Consider the following 22,762-nt stretch of genomic DNA (forward strand, 5'->3'; position numbering starts at 1 on the left):
GTCTGGCGCGGCGCCCCTGTCACCGAAGGTGGGCACACCATGGCTTCTTCCTCCTCGCACACACACATCGCCATCATCGGCGGCGGCGCCATCGGTAGCGCCATCGCCTATTTCCTGACACGGCAGCACCCGGACTGCCAGGTCACCGTGGTCGAGCGCGACCCCAGCTACGCACGCGCCTCGTCGGCGTTGTCTGCCAGCTCGATCCGGCAGCAGTTCTCCAGCCCGATCAACATTGCCATCTCGCAGTTTGGCATTGAATTTCTGCGCGACATCGGCACGCGCTTGCAGGTGGAGGGCGACCGCCCGGACATCGGCCTGGTGGAGGCGGGCTACCTGTACCTGGCCAGCCCGGCGGGCGAGGCCGTGCTGCGCGACAACCATGCGGTGCAGCGCAGCATGGGCGCCGACGTGGCCTTGCTCACGCCCGATGCGCTGCGCGAGCGCTTTCCCTGGCTGTCCACGGACGGCGTCTCGCTCGGCTCGCTGGACCTCTCCAGCGAGGGCTGGTTCGACGGCTACAGCCTGCTGCAGGCCCTGCGGCGCAAGGCCCAGGCCCAGGGCGTGCGCTATGTGCAGGCCGAGGCGGTGGGCGTGGACACGCAGGCCAGCGGCGGCGTGCAACACATCCGCGCGCTGCGCCTGGCGGACGGCCAGCGGCTGGAATGCTGCGCCGTGGTCAACGCCGCAGGCGCCTGGGCGCGCCCGATGGCGCAGTGGCTGGACATTGACCTTCCGGTGTTTGGCAAGCGGCGCACGGTGTTCCACTTCACCTGCCCCGAGGCGCTGCCCGGCTGCCCGCTGCTCATCGATCCCTCGGGCATCTGGCTGCGACCCGAGGGCACGGGCTTCATCGCGGGCTATGCCCCACCCGAAGACGCGGACCCCGACGACGCGCCGCTGGACCCGGACCACGCGGCTTTCGAGGACCATGTCTGGCCCACGCTGGCAGAACGCATCCCGGCCTTCGAGGCGCTGCGCCTGCGCAGCACCTGGGCGGGCTACTACGAGATGAATGCGTTCGACCACAACGCCATCCTGGGCCTGCACCCGGCCTGCGACAACCTGTACTTCGCCAACGGCTTCTCCGGCCACGGCCTGCAGCAGTGCCCGGCCATCGGGCGCGGCCTGGCCGAGCTCATCCTCACCGGCCGCTGGCAAACGCTGGACCTGGAACCCCTGGCCTTCCAGCGCCTTCTCGACAACCGCCCCCTGCTCGAACGCAATGTCATCTGAAACCACCCCCACCACTCCGCGTACCGGCGGCCAGATCCTCGTCGACCAGCTCGTGCTGCACGGCGTGCAGCACATCTTCTGCGTGCCCGGCGAGAGCTACCTCGCCGTGCTCGACGCGCTGCACGACGCGCCCATCGCACTGACGGTGTGCCGCCAGGAAGGCGGCGCGGCCATGATGGCCGAGGCGCACGGCAAGCTCACCGGGCGGCCCGGCGTGTGCTTCGTCACGCGCGGCCCCGGCGCCACCAACGCGGCGGCGGGCGTGCACATCGCCATGCAGGATTCCACGCCCATGGTGCTGTTCGTCGGCCAGATCGAGCGCGGCGCACGCGGACGCGAGGCCTTCCAGGAGGTGGACTACCGCGCCGCCTTCGGCCCGCTCGCCAAGTGGGCCACCGAGGTGGACGACGCGCGCCGCCTGCCCGAGATCGTGGCGCGCGCCTTCAGCGTGGCCTGCAGCGGGCGCCCCGGCCCGGTGGTGGTGGCCCTGCCCGAGGACATGCTGGTCGAGCGCGCCGAGGCGCCTGCCGCGCGCACGCTCCAGCCCATCGAAAGCGCTCCAAGTCCGGCGCAAATGGCTCAACTGCTCGAACGTCTCGGTCAGGCACGCAACCCGGTGGCCATCGTCGGCGGCAGCCGCTGGAACGCCGAGGCCGTGGCGCGCTTCCAGGACTTCGCCGCCGCCCACGCCCTGCCCGTGGCGTGTTCGTTCCGGCGCCAGATGCTGTTCGACCACCAACACCCCTGCTACGCGGGCGACCTGGGCCTGGGCGTGAACCCCGCCCTGCTGGCGCGCATCCGCGCGGCGGACCTGCTGCTGCTCGTCGGCGGCCGCCTGTCGGAAGTGCCCTCGCAGGGCTACACCCTGCTCGACATCCCCACACCGCAGATCCCGCTGGTGCATGTGCACCCCGACCCCGATGAGCTGGGCCGCGTCTACCAGGCGCAGCTGCCCATCAACGCCACGCCCACGGCCTTTTGCGCTGCCCTGCCCAGCACGGCGGCGCAAGCGCCCCGTGCCGAGCGCCAGCAGGCCGTGCACGAAGCCCATGCCGCCTACCAGGCCTGGAGCGACCCGGCGCCGATCCGCATCCCGGGCGAGCTGCAAATGGGCGCGGTGATGCAGCACCTGCGCGCGGCGCTGCCGCAAGACACGGTGTTCTGCAACGGCGCGGGCAACTTCGCCACCTGGGTGCACCGCTTCTGGCCGTTCCGCCAGTTCGGCACGCAGCTCGCGCCCACCAGCGGCAGCATGGGCTACGGCCTGCCGGCCGGCGTGGGCGCGCAGCGCCTGTGGCCCGAGCGCACGGTGGTGGTGTTCGCGGGTGACGGCGACTTCCTCATGCACGGCCAGGAATTCGCCACCGCCGTGCAGTACCGGCTGCCCATCATCGTGGTGCTGCTGGACAACGGCATGTACGGCACCATCCGCATGCACCAGGAGCGCGAGTACCCGCACCGCGTCAGCGGCACGGCCTTGCAAAACCCCGATTTCGCGGCCTACGCCCAGGCCTTCGGCGGCCACGGCACGCGCGTGGAACGCACCGAGGACTTCGCCCCGGCGCTGGCCCGCCTGCGTGCACAGGCCCAGGCCACGCGGCTGCCCGCGCTGCTGCACTGTCTCATCGACCCCGAGGCGATCACCCCGGGGCGCTCGCTGAGCCAGATCCGGGGCGGGTGAAGCCCCGGGGCCGTCAGCCCTGCTGGATGCGCTCGATGGCCGAGCGCAGGTGGCCCACCGTGCGCTCCACGTTGTGCCACTTCTCCAGGCCGAACAGGCCGATGCGGAAGCTCTTGAAGTCTGGCCCCTCGTCGCACTGCAGCGGCACGCCCGAGGCCGTCTGCAGGCCCACGGCGGCGAACTTGCTGGCGTTCTGGATGCCGGGGTCCGTGGTGTAGCTGACCACCACGCCGGGTGCCTTCCAGCCCTCGGCGGCCACACTGGGGAAGCCGCGCGATTCGAGCAGCGCACGCACCTGGGCACCGAGTTCGATCTGCTCCTGGCGCACCTTGGCAAAGCCGTATTCCCGCGTTTCCTGCATCACGTCGCGCAGGCGCACCAGCGCGTCGGTGGGCATGGTGGTGTGGTAGGCATGCTGGCCTTTTTCGTAGCCTTCGGCGATTTGCATCCACTTCTTCAGGTCGCACGCGAAGCTGCTGCTGGTCGTGCCGTCGATGGCCTGGCGCGCGCGTTCGCTGAGCATCACCATGGCGCAGCAGGGCGAGCCGCTCCAGCCCTTTTGCGGGGCGGAGATCAGCACGTCCACGCCGGTGGCCTGCATGTCCACCCACATGGCGCCGGAGGCGATGCAGTCGAGCACAAACAGCGCGCCCACCTCATGCGCGGCGGCGCTCACGGTGCGGATGTAGTCGTCAGAGAGGATGATGCCGCTGGCCGTTTCCACGTGCGGCGCGAACACCACCTTGGGCTGCTCGGCGCGGATGGCGGCCGCCACTTCCTCGGCCGGGCACGGCGCCCAGGGCGCCTGCGGGCCGTCGCCCTGCTTGCGGGCCTTGCAAACCACGGCGCCGCCGCCCAGGCCGGTGTCGGCGTCGAAAATCTGGCTCCAGCGGAAGCTGAACCAGCCGTTGCGCACGATCAGCACTTTCTGCTTGTTGGCGAACTGGCGCGCCACGGCCTCCATGCCGAAGGTGCCGCTGCCGGGCACCAGCACGGCGGTGTGGGCGCCATAGACCTCCTTGAGCGTGGCCAGGATGTCCTGCATGACGCCGGTGAAGCGCTTGGACATGTGGTTGAGCGCGCGGTCGGTATAGACGACCGAGAATTCGAGCAAGCCGTCGGGATCGATGTCGGGCAGAAGGCCGGGCATGAGAGGTACTCCGTTCGTAGGGAAGCGAAAGGCCGCGCCCGGCCGATGGCCCGGCGCGGCATCAAAGCGTTTCAGCTTAGCACGGCCTCCTCGCCCGCACGGGCACCTCCCCACGGGCGTGCGGGCCTTGTCTCACCAGGTATCGACGAAGCGCGGACTCAGCGCGCCCACGCGCGCCGAGGCCAGGCCGCGCGCCAGCCAGGCGCGCGTTTCCGCCGGGTCGATGACGGCGTCAATCTCCAGCGTGGCAGCCATGTGCATGGCCTCGCCATTGGCGTAGGACTTGGTCACGAGCTTCTGGAACAGCGCGTCGCGCTCGGCGCCTTCGGGCAGGGCCTCCAGCTCCTTGCGGAAGCCCAGGCGCACCGCGCCCTCCAGCCCCATGGCGCCGAACTCGCCCGTGGGCCAGGCGATGGTGAACACCGGCGCATGGAAGCCCCCGGCCGCCATGCCCATGGCGCCCAGGCCGTAGCCCTTGCGCAGCACCACGCTGAAGAACGGCACGCGCAGGTGCGCGGCGGTGACGAACAAACGGCTCACATGGCGCACCTGCGCCGTCTGCTCGACCTCGGGACCGACCATGAAGCCGGGCGTGTCCACCAGGCTCACCAGCGGCAGGCCGTGCGCGTTGCACAGCTGCATGAAGCGCGCGGCCTTGTCGGCCGCCGGCGCGTCGATGGCGCCGCCCAGGTGCAGCGGGTTGTTGGCGATCAAGCCCACGGGCCGGCCATCGATGCGTGCCAGCGCCGTGTGGATGCCGGCGCCAAAGCCGGTGCGCAGCATCAGCAGGCTGCCCTCGTCCACCAGGCCCGCCATGGCGGCGCGCGTGTCGTACACGCGCAGGCGGTTCTCGGGCACCACGGCGCGCAGCAGGCGCTGGTCGGGCGCGCTCCAGCCCTGCACGCGGCCCTGGAAGAACGACAGGTAGTGGCGCGCGGCCTGCACGGCCTCTTGCTCGTTGTCGACGAGCACGTCGATCACGCCATTGGCGTGCTGCACATGGCTGGGGCCGATCTGCTCGGGCTTGAACACGCCCAGGCCGCCTCCCTCGATCATGGCCGGGCCGCCCATGCCGATGTTGCTGGCGCGCGTGGCGATGATGGCGTCGCAGCAGCCCAGCAGCGCCGCGTTGCCGGCGAAGCAGCGCCCTGCCGCGATGCCCACCACGGGCACCTGGCCCGACAGCGCGGCGTGGCTGGCGAAGGTGTGCACATGCAGGCCCGCGACCACGGGAATGTCGGTGTCGCCCGGGCGCCCGCCGCCGCCCTCGGCAAACAGCACCACGGGCAGCTGCTGGTCGAGCGCGATGCCCAGCATGCGGTCGGTCTTGGCGTGGTTGCGCGCGCCCTGGGTGCCCGCGAGCACGGTGGCGTCGTAGGCCATGACCACGGTGCGCGCCTTCTCCTCGCCGCACTGCGCGCCGTTGACGGCGCCGATGCCCGTCACCATGCCGTCGGCCGGGGTGTTGGCGATGAGATCGTCCATGCTGCGGCGGCGCGCCTGCGCGGCCACGGCGAGCTGGCCGTATTCGATGAAGGAGCCGGCGTCGCACAGGTCGGCGATGTTCTCGCGCGCCGTGCGCTGGCCCTGCGCGTGGCGCTTGCCCACGGCCGCCGTGCGTTGGGCGTCGAGCGTGAAGGCGTGGCGGTCGATGACGCGCTGCAGGTCGGGGCGGATCTGGTCCGGATCCTGCGCCGCATCGGGGCCGGTGGCCTGAAGCGCGGCGTCCTGCACCGGGTCCAGCACCAGCAGCGGCTGGCCCTGCGCCACGTAGGCGCCCGGCGCGGCGGCCAGGCCGCGCACCCGGCCCGCGTGCGGCGCGAGCAGCACATGCTCCATCTTCATGGCTTCGAGCACGGCCAGCTCGGCGCCGGCCGCCACCACGGCGCCCTCGGCCACGGCGTACTGCACCAGGCGCGCGGGCATGGGGGCGCGGACGGCGTGCGGGTCGGCAGCCTCGGAAGCCAGCGCTTCTTTTGCATGATTTTGGCCACCAGAGCCCTCCACATCAGCGCCAGCAGCTATGGTTTTGGAAGCATCGAGCAGCGCGGGCAGCACCTCTTCCACCCAGCGCGTGTGCACCTGCTGGTGCTCCATCTCGGGCCGCTGGGCCAGGGCCTGCAGCAGGGAGACGTTGGTCGCCAGGCCGTCGATGCGGCATTCGGCCAGCGCGCGCTGCGAGCGGCGCAGCACGTCGGCGAAGCTGCCGCCGCGCGTGGACACGATGAGCTTGGCCAGCAGCGTGTCGTAGTGCGGCGAGGGCGCACGGCCCGCGACCGCGTGCGCGTCCACGCGCACGCCGGGCCCCGTGGGCAGCGCCAGCCGCGCGATGGTGCCGCTGCCCGGCTGGGCCTGGCCCTGGGCATCCAGCGTTTCGGCGTTGATGCGCCACTGGATGGCGTGGCCCTGCGCGCGCGGCGGCTGCGCCGGGTCCAGGCCCAGGTCGCGCAGGCGGCGGCCGGCGGCCAGGCGCACCTGCGCTTGCACCAGGTCCACGCCCGTCACCTCCTCGGTGATGGTGTGCTCGACCTGCAGGCGCGGGTTGCATTCGATGAAGACGTAGGGCAGATCGGCGGAGGCCAGATCCACGAGGAACTCGAAGGTGCCCAGGCCCTCGTAGCGCACCTCGCGCGCCATGGCCAGGGCGTCTTGGATGATGCGTTGGCGCAGGGCCTCGGGCAGCGACGGGCTGGGCGCGATCTCCACCAACTTCTGGAAGCGCCGCTGCAGCGTGCATTCGCGCTCGCCCAGGGCAATCACTTCGGCGCCGTCGCCCAGCACCTGCACCTCGATGTGGCGCGCGTTCACCATCAGGCGCTCGACGTACACGCCCGCCACGCCGAAGGCCGCCTGCGCCTCGCGCCGGCAGGTCTCGTAGGCTGCGGGCAGCTCGCGCTTGAGCAGCACAGCGCGCATGCCGCGCCCACCACCGCCGCCAATGGCCTTGATGACGATGCCCGCGCCCGCCCCGCCCGCCTGCTGCGCGTGCCAGAAGGCCTGCGCCTCTTCGAGCGTGACCTCGTGCTGCGTGCCCGGCATCAGAGGCACGCTGCAGCGCGCGGCCAGCGCGCGCGCCTGGGCCTTGTCGCCGAACAGCGTGAGCTGCGCGGGCGTGGGGCCGATGAAGCGCAGGCCCGCCGCCTCGCAGGCCTGGGCGAAGTCGGCGCGCTCGCTCAGAAAGCCGTAACCGGGGTGCACGGCATCCACGCCGCGCTCGCGCGCCAGAGCGATGATCCGCGCACCATCGAGGTAAGCCGCCGGGCCCGTGGCGCCGAGCGCGACGGCCTCGGTGGCCGCCTGCACATGGGGCGCACCGGCATCGTCGTCGGCATACACCGCGACGCTGGGAATCCCCAGGTCGTGCAAGGCGCGCACGATGCGCAGCGCCACCTCGCCACGGTTGGCGATCAGAACTTTGGAAAAGACCGGCGTGTTCATGGTTTTGCTTCAGTTTTAATAGCTGCCAGCGCTTTATTTATAAGCCCTGGAGGCCGATTTTTCATTTATCTCAGTGATTCATGGCGCGGCACGCGAAACTGGCGTGGCCCCAACCAGGGCAGCCGCGCAAGGGCCGCCCCGCCGCGCTGGCTGCGTCCCCCTGCCCGCAGCGCGCAGCGCTGCGAGAGCGGGGGGAAGGCGCGCAGCGCCACAGGGGGGTGTCACTCATCCTTCAACATGCGCCGCAGCACCTTGCCCGCACCCGTGGCGGGGAGCTGGGCGATGAAACGCACCTCGCGCGGCGCCTTGTAGGGCGCCATGTTCTCGCGGCACCAGGCCACGAGCGCGGCGGCCTCTACCTCCTGCCCCGGCTTCTTGACGATGAAGGCGCGCACCACCTCGCCCTTCTCGGCGTCGGGCACGCCAATGACGGCGGCCTGGGCCACGGCGGGGTGCTTGATGAGGATGGTTTCGACCTCCTCGGGGAACACGCTGTAGCCCGAGACCTTGATCATTTCCTTGAAGCGGCCGATGAAGGTGAGGTAGCCGTCCTCGTCGATTTGGCCCATGTCGCCGGTGAACACCCAGCCGTTCTTCAGCGTCTTGGCCGTGGCCTCGGGCTTGTTCCAGTAGCCCTTGAAGTTGCCGGGGCCGAGGATGGTGATCTCGCCCACCGTGCCGGCGGGCAGGGGCGCGCCGGTGTCGGGGTCGACGATGCGGATCTGGTTGCCCGGCACGGGCTTGCCCTGCGTGCCCCAGCGGATGGCGTCCACGGGCATGGCGGTGTCCACGGTGTGCGTTTCGCTCAGGCCATAGGCCGCCTCGTGCGACACGCAGTTCGGCGCGAACTGGCGCCACTGCTGCGCGAGCTGTTCGGTGAAGGTGATGCCGAAGCTCGTCACCGGGTTGCGGCGCAGCGCGCTCCAGTCCATCTCGCGCGCGCCGGGCACCTGCATGAGCGCGCCATTCATCGGCGCAATGCTGTACCACCAGGTGATGTGGTGGCGCTCCAGTGCCTGGGCCACGCCCAGGGGGTCGAAGCGGTAAAGCAGCACGCAGGTGGCGCCGGTGTAGACCGGCAGGTTCACGCCCATCACCATGCCGGCGATGTGGTACAGCGGTGCCACGGCCAGCAGCACCTCGCCGGCCGACATGCCGTTGCAGTCGGCCGAGGCCGCTGTCTTGAAGCGCGCGTTCTCGTAGCTCAGCATGGCGCCCTTGGGCAGACCGGTGGTGCCCGAGGTGTAGGTCATGAGCGCGACGTCGTCCATGGACAACTCCACGGGCGCGGGCTGGCCGCCCGCCCGCACGGTGGCGAGGAAGTCCTCGCAGCCCGCGGGCACCGGCGCCGCGCTGGCGCGCATGGCCTGCAGTTCGGCCGGCACGGCGATGCTCGGCTCGCCATCGGGCAGCAGCTCGGCGTAGCGCACCACGAACACATGCTCCAGCGCCGTCTGCGCGCGCACCTGCTCCACCACGGGCAGCAGCACGTCGGCGGCGACGATCACGCGCGCCTTCAGGTCGTCGAGCTGGTACTGCAGCTCGTGCTCCTTGTTCAGCGGCCCGCAGGGGCAGACGATGGCACCGATCTTCTGGATGCCGTAGTGCGCCATGAGGTACTGCGGGCAGTTGTTCATGAACAGCGCCACGGGCTCGCCCTTGCGCACACCCAGGGCCTGCAGGCGCGCGGCGAAGGCGTCGCTGGCGGCGTCGAGGTCGGCCCAGGTGATGGTGCGACCGTACCAGAGGTAGGCGGCGCGGTCCGGGGTGGCGCGCGCGTGGCGGCGCAGGTATTGGTGCAGGGGCAGCAGGGCGGCGTTGGGGGCCATGAGGTGTCTCCAGAGTGTCAAAAACCGCCGGTTCTCGGTGCCACGTCAGGGTTTGCCATAGGGTCGGACATCGGCCAGCGTCTTGCCAATATATACCGCTCGGTAGAACAATGCTACCCATGGGTATAACCAAAGCGACACCAAGCACCCCGCCCACCGCGCTGGGCACGCCGCCCGTGAAGGCGCGCGGCCGCCAGAAGGCCAGCACGCCGAGCACGGACGAGAAGCGCGAGCGCATCCTCCAGGCGGCCGAGGCGCTGTTCGACCGGCAGGGCTACGCCAACACCACGATGGAGCAGATCGTCCAGCAGCTCGGCGTGACCAAGCCCTACGTCTACTACTACTTCCACAACAAGCAGGAAATCTTCGAGACGCTGTGCTGGCGCCCCTCCGTGGCCTGCTTCACGGCCATGGACTTCCCCGAGGACGACCGCCGCCCCGCGCACGCCAAGGTTGCCGAGGGCATGGAGCGGCTGATCCGCGCCACCATCGAGCACCACCCGGCGGCCTTCTTCCCGTACCGCGAGCCGCAGGTGTTCCGCCCCGAATACCTGGCCATGCAGAAGAAATTGGCCAACCACTTCTACGAGCGCCTTTGCGCGCTGATGGAAGAGGCCCGCGCGGACGGCATGCTCGACTTCAAGGAAACGCGCCTGACCGCGCAGGCCGCCTGCAGCCTGCCGGGCTTCCTCTACCACTGGTACCGGCCCGACGGGCGCCTGTCGCCGGCCGAGGTGGTGCGCGAACTCTCGGAACTGGCCTGGCGCGTGCTGGGCCTGCGCACGGCGCGCCGGCGGTCCACGCGCGCGGCCACACCCCATAAACCACCCACGGAGACAAACCCATGAAAGCCCTGTTCACTCCCCTCGCCGCCGCGGCCCTGCTCTGCGCGGGCAACGCCTTGGCACAAGACACCTTCAAGATCGCCTACATCGATCCGCTGTCGGGCCCGTTCGCCAACGTGGGTGAGCTGATGCTCACGCACACCCAGTACGCGGTGGAGGACATCAACGCCAAGGGCGGCGTGCTCAAGGGCACGAAGCTGCAGCTGCTGCAGTTCGACAGCAAGCTCTCGGCCCAGGAGAGCCAGAGCGCGCTGCAGGCCGCCATCGACCAGGGCGCACGCGCCATCGTCACGGGCGGTTCGGGCTCGTCGGTGGTCACGGCGCTGGTGCAGGCCGCCGCACGCCACAACCAGCGCAACCCGGGCAAGGAGATCCTGGTGCTCAACCACTCCTCCATCGACCCCGAACTGACCGGCAAGGCCTGCAGTTTCTGGCACTTCCAGTTCGAGGCGAACACGGCCATGAAGATGAAGGCCATCGCCAACTACATCAAGAAGCAGCCGGACATCAAGAAGGCCTACCTGCTCAACCAGGACTATGCCCACGGCAAGCAGTGGGCGCATTACGGCCGCGAGCTGGTGGGCCTCGCGCGGCCCGACGTGCAGTTCGTGGGCGAGGCGCTGCACCCCATCGGCCGCGTGAAGGACTTCGCGCCCTACCTCGCCAAGGTCAAGAGCAGCGAGGCCGACACGGTCATCACCGGCAACTGGGGCCAGGACATGGTGCTGCTGCTCAAGGCGGCGGGCGACGCGGGCTACAACCTGCGCTACTTCAACCACAGCGCGGGCTCCATCCCGGGCACGGTGCTGGCGGTGTCGCAGGCCAAGCTGGGCCAGCTCACCTGGGTGGCCGAATGGCACCCCGGCCAGGCCGAGACGCCCAAGGTGGACGCGCTGGCCAAGGCCTACAAGGCCAAGACGGGCAAGGACTTCCTGGCGCCGCGCATCGAGATGACGCCGCGCTTCCTGGCCGCCGCCATCAACAAGGCCCAGTCCACCGACCCGGTGAAGGTCGCGCGCGCCCTGGAAGAGCTGACGTTCGACTCGGTGGTCGGCCCGGTGCGCATGCGCGGCGACGACCACCAGTTGCTGCTGCCCCAGGTGGTCAACACCATCGCGCCCGTGGACGGCAAGGCGGTGAAAGTGGGCTGGGAAGGCACGAACTACGGCTTTCGCACCGACGCGGCCTACACCGGCAACGAACTGGCGCAGGGCACGGACTGCAAGATGGCACGCCCCTGAGCCGGCAAGGGAACGCGGCGGCCGATACCATGGGCGGCTTGTTCACGAGAGAGACCCCATGCCCGATTTCCGCAGCGACACCGTCACCCAGCCCACGCCCGCCATGCGCGAGGCCATGTACAAAGCCCCGCTGGGTGACGACGTTTTCGGGGACGACCCCTCCGTCAACGCGCTGCAAGAGCACGCCGCGCAACTGCTGGGCTTCGAGGCCGCGCTGTTCGCGCCCTCGGGCACTCAGACCAACCTGATCGCCCTCATGGGCCACTGCCAGCGCGGCGACGAGGCCATCGTGGGCCAGAGCTGGCACACCTACCGCTGGGAGGCCGGCGGCATGGCGGTGCTCGGCTCGATCCAGCCCCAGCCGGTGGAAACCCAACCCGACGGCACGCTCCGGCTGGCAGACATCGCCGCCGCCATCAAGCCCGATGACCCGCATTTCGCGCGCACCCGCCTCGTGGTGCTGGAAAACACCACCGGCGGTCGGGTACTGCCCACGCCCTACATCGCCGAGGTGGCGCAACTGGCGCGCTCGCGCGGCCTGGCCCTGCACCTGGATGGCGCGCGCCTGTTCAACGCCGCCACGGCCAACGCCGAGGCCCATGGCACCGACGTATACGACGAGGCGCGCGCCCTCTGCCAGCACTTCGACACCGTGTCGCTGTGCCTGAGCAAGGGCCTGGGCGCGCCCGTGGGCTCGCTGCTGCTGGGCCGCGCCGACTTCATCCGCCAAGCCAAGCGCACGCGCAAGATCCTGGGCGGCGCGATGCGCCAGTGCGGCCTGCTCGCCGCCGCCGGGCAGCACGCGCTGCAGCACCATGTGCGCCGCCTCGCCGACGACCACGCCCTGCTGCGCCAGCTCGCCGCCGGCCTGGCCGAGGCCGGGCGCAGCCACCCGACACTGCAGGGGCGCCTGGCCGTGGCCTCGGCGCACACCAACATCCTGTTCACCGACGTGCACGCCGATGTGGCGCCCGCCTTCACCGCCTGGCTGGCGCAGCACGGCGTGCGCGTGACCAGCAGCCTCTACGGCGGCCAGACGCGCCTGCGCTGGGTGGCGCACCTGGATGTGGGGCCGGAGGATGTGGCGCAGACGCTGGAGTGCGTGCGCCGCTTTGGCGCCGCCTGAACGCTACTGAAAATATAGCTGGCAGCGCCTGCTGAGCGGGCACCAGTAGCCATTTTTATCCGCACATTGGATGGCCCGCGCGGAGCACGCCACTGACGCTCCCCAGGCGAGCTGCCACCGTGCAAGGGCCGCACCACCGCACCGCTGGCGCCTCCTCCCGCAGCGCGCAGCGCGGCGAGAGAGGGGGAAAGGCGCGTAGCGCCTCAGGGGGGTGTTTCCGAGGCCGCAGGCCGTGTCCTGCCACCGAAGATGCCCGTGCCCACACGCACCATCGTGCTGCCGGCCTGGATGGCGGCATCGAGGTCGGCCGTCATGCCCAGGGACAAGGTATCAAAATGTTCCAATCCCGGCAGGCCGGAGGCGCGGATCTGCTCGAATACCGCGCGCGCGCGCTGGTGCAGCGCAAGCTGGGCGGCGTGGTCGGGTGCCGGCTCGGGAATGCTCATCACGCCGCGCAGGCACAACTGTGGCAGCGCCGCCACGGCGCCGGCCAGCGCCAGCGCCTCTTCGGGGACCACGCCCGATTTGTTCAGCCCTCCATCCACATTCACCTGGATGCACACCTGCAGCGGCGCCAGGTGCGGCGGCCGCTGGGCCGACAGGCGCTCGGCGATCTTGAGCCGGTCCACCGTGTGCATCCAGTCGAAATGCTCGGCCACGAGCCGCGTCTTGTTGCTCTGCACCGGGCCGATGCAGTGCCACTGCAGCGTCGGCGCGCCCATCTGGCGCAGCGCGGCCATCTTCTCGATAGCCTCCTGGATGTAGTTCTCGCCAAAGGCCCGCTGCCCGGCACGGGCGGCCTCCAGCACCGCCTCGGTGCCGAAAGTCTTGGAGACGGCCAGCAGCGCTACGCTGGCGGGTTCGCGTCCGGCGCGGGCGCAGGACTGCGCGATCCGGGCATGAACCTGTTGGAGGTTGTCGGCAATCGTGGTCATAATGTTCGTCAAGCGTACCAAACGACAGAGGGCACCGTGGACATTACCCAACTGCTGGCATTCAGCGTCAAGAACAAGGCCTCCGACCTGCACCTGTCCGCGGGACTGCCGCCGATGATCCGGGTGCACGGCGACGTGCGGCGCATCAACGTCGACGCGCTGGACCACAAAACGGTGCATGCCATGGTGTACGACATCATGAGCGACGCGCAGCGCAAGACCTACGAGGAGTTCCTGGAGGTCGACTTCTCGTTCGAGATCGAGGGCCTGGCGCGCTTCCGCGTCAACGCCTTCAACCAGAACCGCGGCGCAGCCGCCGTGTTCCGGACCATTCCGAGCAAGATCCTTACGCTGGAACAACTCAACGCGCCCAAGATCTTCGGCGACCTAGCGCTCAAGCCGCGCGGCCTGGTGCTGGTCACCGGGCCCACGGGCTCGGGCAAGTCCACCACGCTGGCGGGCATGGTCAACCACCTCAACGAGAGCGAATACGGCCACATCCTCACCATCGAGGACCCGATCGAATTCGTGCACGATTCCAAGAAGTGCCTGGTGAACCAGCGCGAGGTGGGGCCGATGACGCTGTCGTTCGCTGCTGCTCTGCGCTCGGCGCTGCGCGAGGACCCGGACGCCATCCTCGTGGGCGAAATGCGCGACCTGGAGACCATCCGCCTGGCCATGACGGCCGCAGAGACGGGCCACTTGGTGTTCGGCACGCTGCACACGTCCAGCGCCGCCAAGACCATCGACCGGATCATCGACGTGTTCCCCGCCGAGGAAAAGGAAATGGTCCGGGCCATGTTGTCCGAATCGCTGCAGGCAGTGATCTCGCAAACGCTGTGCAAGCTCAAGGACGGCTCGGGCCGCGTGGCCGCGCACGAGATCATGCTGGGCACCAGCGCCATCCGCAACCTGATCCGCGAGGCCAAGGTGGCGCAGATGTACTCCACCATCCAGACCAGCAACAGCGTGGGCATGCAGACGCTGGACCAGAACCTCACCGACCTGGTGCGGCGCAACATCATCAGCCCCGCAGAAGCCCGCAGCAAGGCCAAGATTCCCGAAAACTTCCCTGGTTGAACAACCTGGACCCTGACACCGGCTGCCTGGCGGCAGCCCACTGGAGCATCCCATGAAAGGCATCCTCGGTCTTTTGCGCATGTCGACGCGCGACAACAAGCCGCAGCAACAGGAGAACACCGATTCCGTCTTCTTCTCCACGGCCTTCGCCAACCAGGGGGTGGATTCGACCATGCTGGTGCCCTGGGAAGCGCGCGCGGTCGAGGTCGGTGCCAAGCGCCTGCCGGCCAGCCGCGGCGGCAAGCTGCTGCAGACGCTGTGGTCCAAGGACAAGTACATGGCGCATCTGGACCAGGACGCGGTCAAGCGCATGGAACGCTTCTTCGAGTTCGCCCATGTCCCCCCCAACCGCGACCTGATCCGCCAGGACGAATACGGCAACTTCATGATCGTGCTGCTGACCGGCACCATCGCCGTCGACCGCATCCAGCCCTGGGGCGAGCAGCTGCGCTTGGCGGAGACGCGCCCCGGCGACATCCTGGGCGAGATGTCGCTGCTCGACAGTGGCATCCGTTTCTCGGCGTGCACCACGCTGACCGACTGCGAGATCGCCGTGCTCAGCGCCGAGGCCATGGACGACATGATGGCCAAGGACCCCCAGCTGGCCGCCAGCCTGGTGGCCCTGCTGGCACGCAAGCTGTCGCTGCGCCTGCGCGTGGTGAGCGCCCGTTTGAGCGAAAACCAGAAATGACACCTCGGCGCCGCCCAGGGCGCCGACGACTGCGGGAGAACTTCAGATGGAACGCGATCAGGCCAGTAAATTCATCAACGACCTGCTCAAGCTGCTGGTCAGCCGCAACGGCAGCGACCTCTTCATCACGGCGGACTTTCCGCCGGCCATCAAGGTGGACGGCGCGATCGCCAAGGTATCGCCCCAGCCGCTGTCGCCCAACCACACGCTGACGCTGGCCCGCTCCATCATGAGCGACAAGCAGGCGGCCGACTTCGAGCGCACCAAGGAGTGCAATTTCGCCATTTCCCCTGCGGGCATCGGGCGCTTCCGCGTCAATGCCTTCGTGCAGCAGGGCCGCGTGGGCATGGTGCTGCGGGTGATTCCGCTCACGCTGCCCACCATCGACGGGCTGGGCGTGCCCCAGGTGCTCAAGGAAGTGACCATGACCAAGCGCGGCCTGTGCATCCTGGTGGGTGCCACGGGTTCGGGTAAGTCGACCACGCTGGCGGCCATGGTGGACTGGCGCAACGAAAACTCGTTCGGCCACATCATCACCGTGGAAGACCCGGTCGAATTCGTGCACCCGCACAAGAACTGCGTGGTGACGCAACGCGAGGTGGGGCTCGATACCGACAGCTGGGAGGCCGCGCTCAAGAACACGCTGCGCCAGGCGCCCGACGTGATCCTGATGGGCGAAATCCGCGACCGCGAGACCATGGAGCACGCTATCGCGTTCTCTGAAACCGGCCACCTTTGCATGGCCACGCTGCACGCTAACAGCGCCAACCAGGCGCTGGACCGCGTGATCAACTTCTTCCCCGAAGAACGCCGCGCGCAGTTGCTGATGGACCTGTCGCTGAACCTGCGCGCCATGGTTTCGCAGCGCTTGATCCCCAAGCAGGACGGCAAGGGCCGCGCCGCCGCCGTCGAGGTGATGCTCAACACGCCGCTGATCGCCGACCTGATCTTCAAGGGCGAGGTCTCCGAGATCAAGGAGATCATGAAAAAGAGCCGCAACCTGGGCATGCAGACCTTCGACCAGGCGCTGTTCGACCTGTTCGAGTCCAACGTCATCTCCTACGAGGATGCGCTGCGCAACGCCGACTCGCTCAACGACCTGCGCCTGCAGATCAAGCTGTCGAGCCAGCGCGCCAAGACCACCGACCTGGCCTCCGGCACCGAGCATTTCGTGATCGTCTGACCAGCCACACCACGACCCCGGGCCCGCGCACCATGCGGGCCTTTTTCATTACAGGACCCAGCCATGCCCAGCACCAACCCCCGCACCTACGAACCCATCCCCCCCCGCAAGCTCGCCTTCCTCGGCCTGGGCGTGATGGGCTACCCCATGGCCGCGCACCTGGCACTGGCCGGCCATGAAGTCACGGTCTACAACCGCACCGCCACCAAGGCCCAGGCCTGGTGCTCCGAATACGCCGGCACGCGCGCGCCGCGCCATGCCGCCACGCCGCGCGCGGCGGCCCAGGGCGCCGACATCGTCTTCTGCTGCGTCGGCAACGATGACGATCTGCGCTCGGTCACGCTGGGCGCCGACGGCGCCTTCGCCGGCATGGCGCCGGGCGCCATCTTCGTGGACCACACCACGGCCTCGGCCGAGGTGGCGCGCGAACTGCACGGCGCCGCACGCACGCTGGGCCTGCAGTTCATCGACGCGCCGGTATCGGGCGGCCAGGCGGGCGCGCAGAACGGCCTGCTGACGGTGATGTGCGGCGGCGACCAGGCCCCGTTCGACGCGGTGCAGCCCGTGGCCATGGCCTTCTCGCGCGCCTTCACGCGCATGGGCGACTCCGGCGCGGGCCAGCTCACCAAGATGGTCAACCAGATCTGCATCGCCGGGCTGGTGCAAGGCCTGTCCGAGGCCGTCGCCTTCGGCCAGCGCGCCGGCCTGGACATGAACCTGGTGCTCGACGTGATCGGCAAGGGCGCCGCCCAGAGCTGGCAGCTCGACAACCGGGGCAAGACCATGGTGGCGGACCAGTTCGACTTCGGTTTCGCCGTGGACTGGATGCGCAAGGACCTGGGCCTGGTGCTCGACGAGGGCAAGCGCAGTGGCGCGCGCCTGCCGGTGACGGCGCTGGTGGACCAGTTCTACGGCGACGTGCAGCAGATGGGCGGCAACCGCTGGGACACGTCCAGCCTGCTCAAGCGTTTGAAGTAGTGGCCCCGTGGCGCTCCGCGCCACGGGCACCACCCAGGAACCTGGCGCCTCAAATCAGCGGCCGCCGCGCTGGCGGCGTCCCCCTTCCCCGCATTGCGCAGCGATGCGAGAGAGAAGGGGGAAGCGGCGAAGCCGCTCAGGGGGTTGTCTTATCTCGGTGCGCCTGTCTCGGCGTTGTCCTGGGTCACGGGAGCGGGCTGCTTGGGCGCGGCATTCATGCGCGCCAGATCTTCCTCGGTCAGGTATTCGAACACCCGCACGACCTTGCTGACACCGCTGACGCCTCGGGCGATGGCCGTGGCGCGCCCGGCTTCGCGCTGGGTCACCAAGCCCATCAGATAGACCGCGTTGCGCTCGGTCACCACCTTGAAACTGTTGGCGGAGAGGTCCTTGGCATCGACCAGGCTGGCGCGCACCTTGCCAGTGATGAAGGTGTCGTTGGAGCGCTGCCCCAGCGAGGTGGGCGGCATCACGGCCAGGTCGTTGACCACCGAGCGCACGTTCTCCACGCCGGTCACGATTTTCTCGATGGACTGGCGCACCTCGGCGCTGGGCACCTCGCCAGTCAGCAGCACCTGGCGGTTGTAGCTGGTGATGTTGACATGCACCTTGTCGCCGTGGGCACCGTGGATGCGGTTGGCCGAGCGCAGCTCGATGCTCTCGTCCTCGATCTGGATGCCGGTGGTGCGCCGATCGATGGCCATCATGCCGCCGATGGCGGCGCCCCCCAGCACCACGGGGGTGGCGCAGCCCGCGAGAGAGCCCGCCAGGACGGCGGCGGACAGCAGCGTGCACACGGTGCGGTTCATGCGGAAGGTCATCACGAAATCTCCTGTTCACCAAACAATTGGGCATCCATGCCGTCGCACAGGCAGTTGAGCACCAGTGCATGCACCTCGCGCACGCGCGCGGCGCGGTCGTGGGGCACGCAGATCAGCACGTCGGTCTCGCGCAGCACGGTGGTCAGCACGCCGCCGCTGCGGCCGCTCAGCACCACCACGGTCATGTCGCGCTCGTGCGCCGCATGCACGGCGGCCGCCACGGCCGGATCGTCGCCGCTGACGCTCAGCGCCAGCAGCAGATCGCCGGCCTGCCCCAGCGCGCGCACCTGGCGCGCGAAATGCGGGTGGGCATCCCCCTGGGGCGCGGGCGCCGTGAGCAAGGCGCCGTCGGCGCACAGGGCCACGGCGGCCAGTGCCGGGCGCTCACGCTCGAAGCCCGCCACGCAGCATGCGGCGAACAGCTGCGCACCGGGCGCGGAGGCACCGCTGCCGCAGGCCAGGATCTTGCCGCCGCTGGTGATGCAGGCCAGCAGGGCCTGCACGGCGTCGGCGATGGGCTTGCCCAGCGCCTGCGCGGCCTGGTACTTCAGGTCTGCGCTGTCGATGAAATGCTGTTGGATGCGTTGTTCAAGCATGGGCGACGGTAGGAACCGGAATCCGGAAGCGGGATGATACCCGCATGGTGTTATCAATTTTGTAGCAATCGGTAGGCATGGCGCAGGCCCCTGGCCGTCAGCCCGCGTCGAAGGCGCCGCGAATCCACTGCACGGACTCCTCCACCAGCACGGCGTCGAAACGGCAGGGCGGTGGCGCGCCCAGGCGCATCAGGTAATGGCGCGCCGCCAGCACGATGCGCCGCTGCTTGGCGGCGCCGATGCTGGCCCCGGCGCCGCCGAAGGCCTGGCCAGAGCGGCTGCGCACTTCGACGAAGACCACCGTGCCATCGGGCTCGCGCAGCACCAGGTCGATTTCGCCACCGCCGCGCCCGGGCGTCCGATAATTGCGTGCCAGCAGGCGCAGGCCGGCGGCTTGCAGATGGGCCAGCGCCCGGTCTTCGGCCGCATTGCCCTGCTCCCGCGTGGTCCGCGCCGGCTTTGCGCGCGCGATCATCTTGTCAAGGAAATCCATTGAGCGCTTCTTTCGCTTCGGCCCTGGGCGCCGCGCACGACGCGGCGGCTGCACAGCATTATCCGCAAGGGGCCCTGTACGTGGTCGCCACGCCCATCGGCAACCTGGCGGACATCACGCTGCGCGCGCTGCATGTGCTGCAGCTGGCCGACACCCTGGCCTGCGAGGACACGCGCCACACCCAGAGTTTGCTGCGTGCCTATGGCATCGACAAGCCGTCCGCCCAGTTGCTGGCGGTACACCAGCACAACGAGGCCGAGGCTGCCCAGGCCGTGCTCGCGCGCCTGCAGCAAGGCCAGCGCGTGGCCTATGTGAGCGACGCCGGCACCCCGGGCGTGAGCGACCCGGGCGCGCGCCTGGCCGGGGCCGTGCGCGCGGCCGGCCTGCGCGTGCTGCCGCTGCCCGGCGCCAGCAGCATCACCGCAGCGCTCAGCGTGGCGGGGGCCGTGGCCAGCGGCGTGGCCGAAAGCGGATTCGTGTTCGCGGGTTTCCTGCCCACCAAGACAGCCGAGCGCCAGGCCGCCGTGCAGCGGCTACAGGCCGAGCCACGCTGCACGGTGCTGCTGGAAGCGCCGCACCGTATCGGCGAGCTGGCGCAGGCCTTGGCCGTGCTGGGCGAACGCCCCGTGACGCTGGCGCGCGAGTTGACCAAGCAGTTCGAGGAAATCACCACCCTGCCCGCCTCCGGCCTGGCGGACTGGCTGGCCGGCGCGCCGCAGCGCGCCAAGGGCGAGTTCGTGGTGCTGTTGCATCCGGCGGCCGCCAGCGAGGACGACGGCGACAGCCTGCGCGTGCTGCGCCTGCTGCTGCAGGAACTGCCCCTGAAATCCGCCGTGCGGCTGGCCGCCGAGATCACGGGCGCCCCGCGCAATGCGTTGTACGACACGGCGCTGGCCTGGAAGCGGGAGCCGCCCGGAGATGCGGACTGACCGATTTTTGATGAAATCCACCTCCAACGCCCATCCGGCAAGCGTTAGAAGCTATTGATTTAATAGCAATTCGAGCGTCAGGCGCTCACGGCCAGGCCCGAGGCCACGCCGCCAAACAGGTCGCCTTCAATCTGGGGCGTATCCGGAAACGCCTGCCGCAGGGCCTGGCGCAGGGGCCGCAGGGCCGACGAGCCGCCCGTGAGATAGATAGCCTGCAAGGCACCCGCCGCCAGACCGGCGTTGCCCAGGCATTCCTGGGCGCAGGCCACCACCTGGTCGAGCAGCCCCGCCAGATGGCGCTCCAGCCCCTCGGGCGCCACCACCGCGCCGAGCCCGGGCTCGATCCAGCCCAGGTCCATGGCAGCGGCTGCGTCCTGCAGCGAGGCGGCGATCTTGGCCCGCTCGATCGCATCGGCCATGCGGTGCCCCAGGCGTTGCTGCAGCACGGCCATGAGTCGGTCGTGCAGGCGGACGTCGGCATAGTCGGAGCGCAGGGCCTGGGCCTCGCGCACGGCCTTCGGGGCATAGAGCCACTGGATCAGGTGCCAGGTGGACAGGTCGAAGAACACACGGCTGGGCACCTCGCGGCCCGTGGGGCCCTGGTGGTGCAGGCCGAGCAGGGGCATGAGCAGCTCCAGGCTCAGGCGGCGGTCGAAATCCGTGCCGCCCACATGCACACCCGTGGTGGCCAGGATGTCGGTGCCACGGTCGGCCCGCGCGGCGCGCCCGGGGCCCAGGCGCACCACCGTGAAGTCCGAGGTGCCACCGCCGATGTCCACCACCAGCACCAGGGCCTCGGCGCCGATGCGCTGCTCGTAGTCCAGCGCCGCGGCGATGGGCTCGGGCTGGAACGACACATGGGCGAAGCCCGCGTCGAGCGCGGCCTGGCGCAGCGATGCCTCGGCCTGCCGGTCGCGCGCCGCGTCGCCATCGACAAAATGCACGGGACGGCCCATCACCACGCGGTCGGGCATGCCGCCGAGAGACTCGCGTGCCGTGCGTGCCAGCATCTGCAGGAAGAGGCTGATGATGTCCTGGTAGCTCACCATGCGGTGGTGCACCGCCGTCTGGTCCTGCAACAGGGAACTGCCCAGCAGGCTCTTGAGCGAGCGCATCAGGCGGCCCTCGGTGCCGGCCAGGTAGTGGGCGATGGCGTCGCGGCCGAAATGCGTTCGCTGGTCCTCGGCATTGAAGAACAAGGCCGTCGGCACGGTGGTGGCCTCGCCCTCCACGCGCAGCAGGCGCGCGGGCCCGGCGCCCTGTCGCACGGCCATGGCCGAGTTGGAGGTGCCGAAATCAATGCCCAGGGTGGTGTCGCTCAAGATGCCGTCCATCGAACAGGGGATGCCGCGCGGGCGCCAGAAACACGAAAGCCCATCACCTGCGTGATGGGCTTGCCCGAAGATGTGGTGCCCATGGCGGGAATCGGACCCGCGACCTCTCCCTTACCAAGGGAGTGCTCTACCACTGAGCCACATGGGCAATATGGAGCGGGAAAAGAGTCTCGAACTCTCGACCTCAACCTTGGCAAGGTTGCGCTCTACCAACTGAGCTATTCCCGCATGGAATCTTGGCTCCTCGACCTGGGCTCGAACCAGGGACCTACGGATTAACAGTCCGGCGCTCTACCGACTGAGCTATCGAGGAACGGTGTGATACAAGAAAAAACCCATCTCACGGATGGGTTTCGTATCTGGTGGCCTGGGACGGAATCGAACCGCCGACACAAGGATTTTCAATCCTCTGCTCTACCGACTGAGCTACCGGGCCTGAGCCTCAAATTATAGCCGGAAATTTGGGGCGTTTTCCCGCTCGGCCGAATTAATTGCGTTTTCCGCGCGCCAGGTCCACGCCGAGCTGGCGCAGCTTGCGGTACAGGTGGGTGCGCTCCAGCCCCGTCTTCTCGGCCACGCGCGTCATGGAGCCGCCTTCACGGGCCAGGTGGAATTCGAAATAGGCCTTCTCGAAGCCGTCGCGCGCCTCGCGCAGCGGGCGGTCGAGATCGAAGCCCTGGTGGGCGTGCGGGCCGGTGTCGGCCTCCATGGTGACCGGCAGGCTCTGGACGGAGAAGGCCGCGCCATCGCCCGTGGACGCATGCACGATGGTGGTGGCCGCCGCTGGCGCGGGCGGGCGGGCGGCATGCCGTGCCAGCCCCTGCTCCACGGCCTTGAGCAGCTTCTGCAGCGTGATGGGTTTTTCCAGGAAAGCAAAGGCGCCGATGCGCGTGGCATCCACGGCGGTGTCGATGGTGGCGTGGCCGCTCATCATGATGACCGGCATGGTCAGCAGGCCGCCCGCCGCCCACTCCTTCAGGAGCGAGACGCCATCGGTGTCGGGCATCCAGATATCCAGCAGCACGAGGTCATACGCGCCGTTGATGCGCGCCGCGCGGGCCTGTGTCGCGTTTTCGGCCAGGTCCACGCTGTGACCTTCGTCGTTCAGGATCTCCGACAGCAGATCCCGGATACCGAGCTCATCGTCAACCACCAAAATGTTAGCCATGTATGAAA

The 22,762-nt window shown here is 69.2% G+C and carries 19 protein-coding genes and 4 tRNA genes; 10 read left to right on the top strand and 13 right to left on the bottom strand.

What is annotated here, in order from left to right:
• Positions 1 to 39: 39 nt before the first annotated feature.
• Both D8S75_RS04400 and D8S75_RS04405 read left to right on the top strand, forming a co-directional pair.
• Positions 40 to 1,236 carry an NAD(P)/FAD-dependent oxidoreductase gene (locus tag D8S75_RS04400; protein ID WP_119964720.1) on the top strand — a complete coding sequence of 399 codons (1,197 nt, stop codon included), beginning with the start codon at positions 40 to 42 and terminating at the stop codon, positions 1,234 to 1,236.
• Positions 1,226 to 2,917: a thiamine pyrophosphate-binding protein gene (locus D8S75_RS04405; protein ID WP_119964721.1), complete on the top strand. Its 1,692-nt coding sequence runs from the start codon at positions 1,226 to 1,228 to the stop codon at positions 2,915 to 2,917. Before D8S75_RS04400 ends, D8S75_RS04405 begins: the two co-directional genes overlap by 11 nt.
• 13 nt (positions 2,918 to 2,930) lie before the next feature.
• Here the strand turns inward: D8S75_RS04405 and D8S75_RS04410 are convergent, their stop codons facing one another.
• The 3 genes from D8S75_RS04410 to D8S75_RS04425 all read right to left on the bottom strand — a co-directional run bounded on the left by D8S75_RS04410 (position 2,931) and on the right by D8S75_RS04425 (position 9,334).
• Positions 2,931 to 4,067, bottom strand: a complete 1,137-nt coding sequence (locus tag D8S75_RS04410) for an aminotransferase class V-fold PLP-dependent enzyme (RefSeq protein WP_119964722.1) — start codon at positions 4,065 to 4,067, stop codon at positions 2,931 to 2,933.
• Positions 4,068 to 4,199: 132 nt separating this feature from the next.
• The gene (locus D8S75_RS04415) at positions 4,200 to 7,505 is read right to left on the bottom strand and encodes an acetyl-CoA carboxylase family protein (protein ID WP_119964723.1); all 3,306 of its coding nucleotides are present in this window, start codon (positions 7,503 to 7,505) and stop codon (positions 4,200 to 4,202) included.
• A gap of 221 nt (positions 7,506 to 7,726) precedes the next feature.
• Positions 7,727 to 9,334: an AMP-binding protein gene (locus tag D8S75_RS04425; protein ID WP_119964724.1), complete on the bottom strand. Its 1,608-nt coding sequence runs from the start codon at positions 9,332 to 9,334 to the stop codon at positions 7,727 to 7,729.
• Between the two features lie 119 nt (positions 9,335 to 9,453).
• On the opposite strand from D8S75_RS04425, the gene D8S75_RS04430 reads away from it, so the two are divergent.
• From D8S75_RS04430 to ltaE, 3 genes are read left to right on the top strand one after another with little or no spacing between them, the layout of a single operon-like run.
• A complete protein-coding gene (locus D8S75_RS04430) occupies positions 9,454 to 10,182 on the top strand; it encodes a TetR/AcrR family transcriptional regulator (protein ID WP_198673142.1) in 729 nt (242 codons plus the stop codon).
• Positions 10,179 to 11,420: a branched-chain amino acid ABC transporter substrate-binding protein gene (locus tag D8S75_RS04435; protein WP_119964725.1), complete on the top strand. Its 1,242-nt coding sequence runs from the start codon at positions 10,179 to 10,181 to the stop codon at positions 11,418 to 11,420. Before D8S75_RS04430 ends, D8S75_RS04435 begins: the two co-directional genes overlap by 4 nt.
• 58 nt (positions 11,421 to 11,478) lie before the next feature.
• Positions 11,479 to 12,546, top strand: a complete 1,068-nt coding sequence (gene ltaE, locus D8S75_RS04440) for a low-specificity L-threonine aldolase (protein ID WP_119964726.1) — start codon at positions 11,479 to 11,481, stop codon at positions 12,544 to 12,546.
• Positions 12,547 to 12,749: 203 nt separating this feature from the next.
• On the opposite strand, the gene D8S75_RS04445 is transcribed toward ltaE, so the two are convergent.
• Complete coding sequence (locus D8S75_RS04445) at positions 12,750 to 13,481, bottom strand: YggS family pyridoxal phosphate-dependent enzyme (protein ID WP_119964727.1); 732 nt, start codon at positions 13,479 to 13,481, stop codon at positions 12,750 to 12,752.
• Positions 13,482 to 13,517: 36 nt separating this feature from the next.
• Here D8S75_RS04445 and D8S75_RS04450 point away from each other — a divergent pair, with 36 nt between their 5' ends.
• From D8S75_RS04450 to D8S75_RS04465, 4 genes are all read left to right on the top strand, one after another.
• Positions 13,518 to 14,561, top strand: coding sequence for a type IV pilus twitching motility protein PilT (locus tag D8S75_RS04450; RefSeq protein ID WP_119964728.1), 1,044 nt, complete (start codon positions 13,518 to 13,520; stop codon positions 14,559 to 14,561).
• 52 nt (positions 14,562 to 14,613) lie between these two features.
• Positions 14,614 to 15,252: a cyclic nucleotide-binding domain-containing protein gene (locus tag D8S75_RS04455; protein ID WP_119964729.1), complete on the top strand. Its 639-nt coding sequence runs from the start codon at positions 14,614 to 14,616 to the stop codon at positions 15,250 to 15,252.
• A 46-nt stretch (positions 15,253 to 15,298) separates the two neighbouring features.
• Entirely contained in the window at positions 15,299 to 16,435 is a 1,137-nt protein-coding gene (locus tag D8S75_RS04460; RefSeq protein WP_119964730.1) for a PilT/PilU family type 4a pilus ATPase, read from the top strand.
• A gap of 63 nt (positions 16,436 to 16,498) precedes the next feature.
• Positions 16,499 to 17,413 carry an NAD(P)-dependent oxidoreductase gene (locus D8S75_RS04465; RefSeq protein WP_119964731.1) on the top strand — a complete coding sequence of 305 codons (915 nt, stop codon included), beginning with the start codon at positions 16,499 to 16,501 and terminating at the stop codon, positions 17,411 to 17,413.
• Positions 17,414 to 17,562: 149 nt separating this feature from the next.
• Here the strand turns inward: D8S75_RS04465 and D8S75_RS04470 are convergent, their stop codons facing one another.
• The 3 genes from D8S75_RS04470 to D8S75_RS04480 all read right to left on the bottom strand — a co-directional run bounded on the left by D8S75_RS04470 (position 17,563) and on the right by D8S75_RS04480 (position 19,323).
• On the bottom strand, positions 17,563 to 18,234 hold the full coding sequence (locus D8S75_RS04470) for a BON domain-containing protein (RefSeq protein WP_119964732.1): 672 nt from the start codon (positions 18,232 to 18,234) through the stop codon (positions 17,563 to 17,565).
• The gene (locus D8S75_RS04475; RefSeq protein WP_119964733.1) at positions 18,234 to 18,830 is read right to left on the bottom strand and encodes an SIS domain-containing protein; all 597 of its coding nucleotides are present in this window, start codon (positions 18,828 to 18,830) and stop codon (positions 18,234 to 18,236) included. The genes D8S75_RS04470 and D8S75_RS04475 overlap by 1 nt, the downstream gene beginning before the upstream one ends.
• A gap of 97 nt (positions 18,831 to 18,927) precedes the next feature.
• Positions 18,928 to 19,323, bottom strand: a complete 396-nt coding sequence (locus D8S75_RS04480) for a YraN family protein (RefSeq protein ID WP_119964734.1) — start codon at positions 19,321 to 19,323, stop codon at positions 18,928 to 18,930.
• Between D8S75_RS04480 and rsmI the strand changes: the two genes are divergently transcribed.
• The gene (rsmI, locus tag D8S75_RS04485; protein WP_119964735.1) at positions 19,323 to 20,252 is read left to right on the top strand and encodes a 16S rRNA (cytidine(1402)-2'-O)-methyltransferase; all 930 of its coding nucleotides are present in this window, start codon (positions 19,323 to 19,325) and stop codon (positions 20,250 to 20,252) included. The genes D8S75_RS04480 and rsmI overlap by 1 nt on opposite strands.
• Before the next feature lie 77 nt (positions 20,253 to 20,329).
• Here rsmI and D8S75_RS04490 read toward each other — a convergent pair whose 3' ends face one another.
• From D8S75_RS04490 to D8S75_RS04515, 6 genes are all read right to left on the bottom strand, one after another.
• Entirely contained in the window at positions 20,330 to 21,586 is a 1,257-nt protein-coding gene (locus D8S75_RS04490) for an Hsp70 family protein (protein ID WP_119964736.1), read from the bottom strand.
• Positions 21,587 to 21,659: 73 nt separating this feature from the next.
• Positions 21,660 to 21,734: transfer RNA gene (locus D8S75_RS04495), tRNA-Thr, on the bottom strand.
• 4 nt (positions 21,735 to 21,738) lie between these two features.
• Positions 21,739 to 21,814: transfer RNA gene (locus tag D8S75_RS04500), tRNA-Gly, on the bottom strand.
• 9 nt (positions 21,815 to 21,823) lie between these two features.
• Positions 21,824 to 21,899, bottom strand: a tRNA-Asn gene (locus D8S75_RS04505).
• A 47-nt stretch (positions 21,900 to 21,946) separates the two neighbouring features.
• Positions 21,947 to 22,022 (bottom strand) — tRNA-Phe (locus tag D8S75_RS04510).
• Positions 22,023 to 22,073: 51 nt separating this feature from the next.
• Positions 22,074 to 22,754 carry a response regulator gene (locus tag D8S75_RS04515; RefSeq protein WP_119964737.1) on the bottom strand — a complete coding sequence of 227 codons (681 nt, stop codon included), beginning with the start codon at positions 22,752 to 22,754 and terminating at the stop codon, positions 22,074 to 22,076.
• Between the last annotated feature and the right edge of the window lie 8 nt (positions 22,755 to 22,762).

Source organism: Simplicispira lacusdiani (assembly GCF_003604195.1).
GTDB lineage: Bacteria > Pseudomonadota > Gammaproteobacteria > Burkholderiales > Burkholderiaceae_C > Simplicispira > Simplicispira lacusdiani.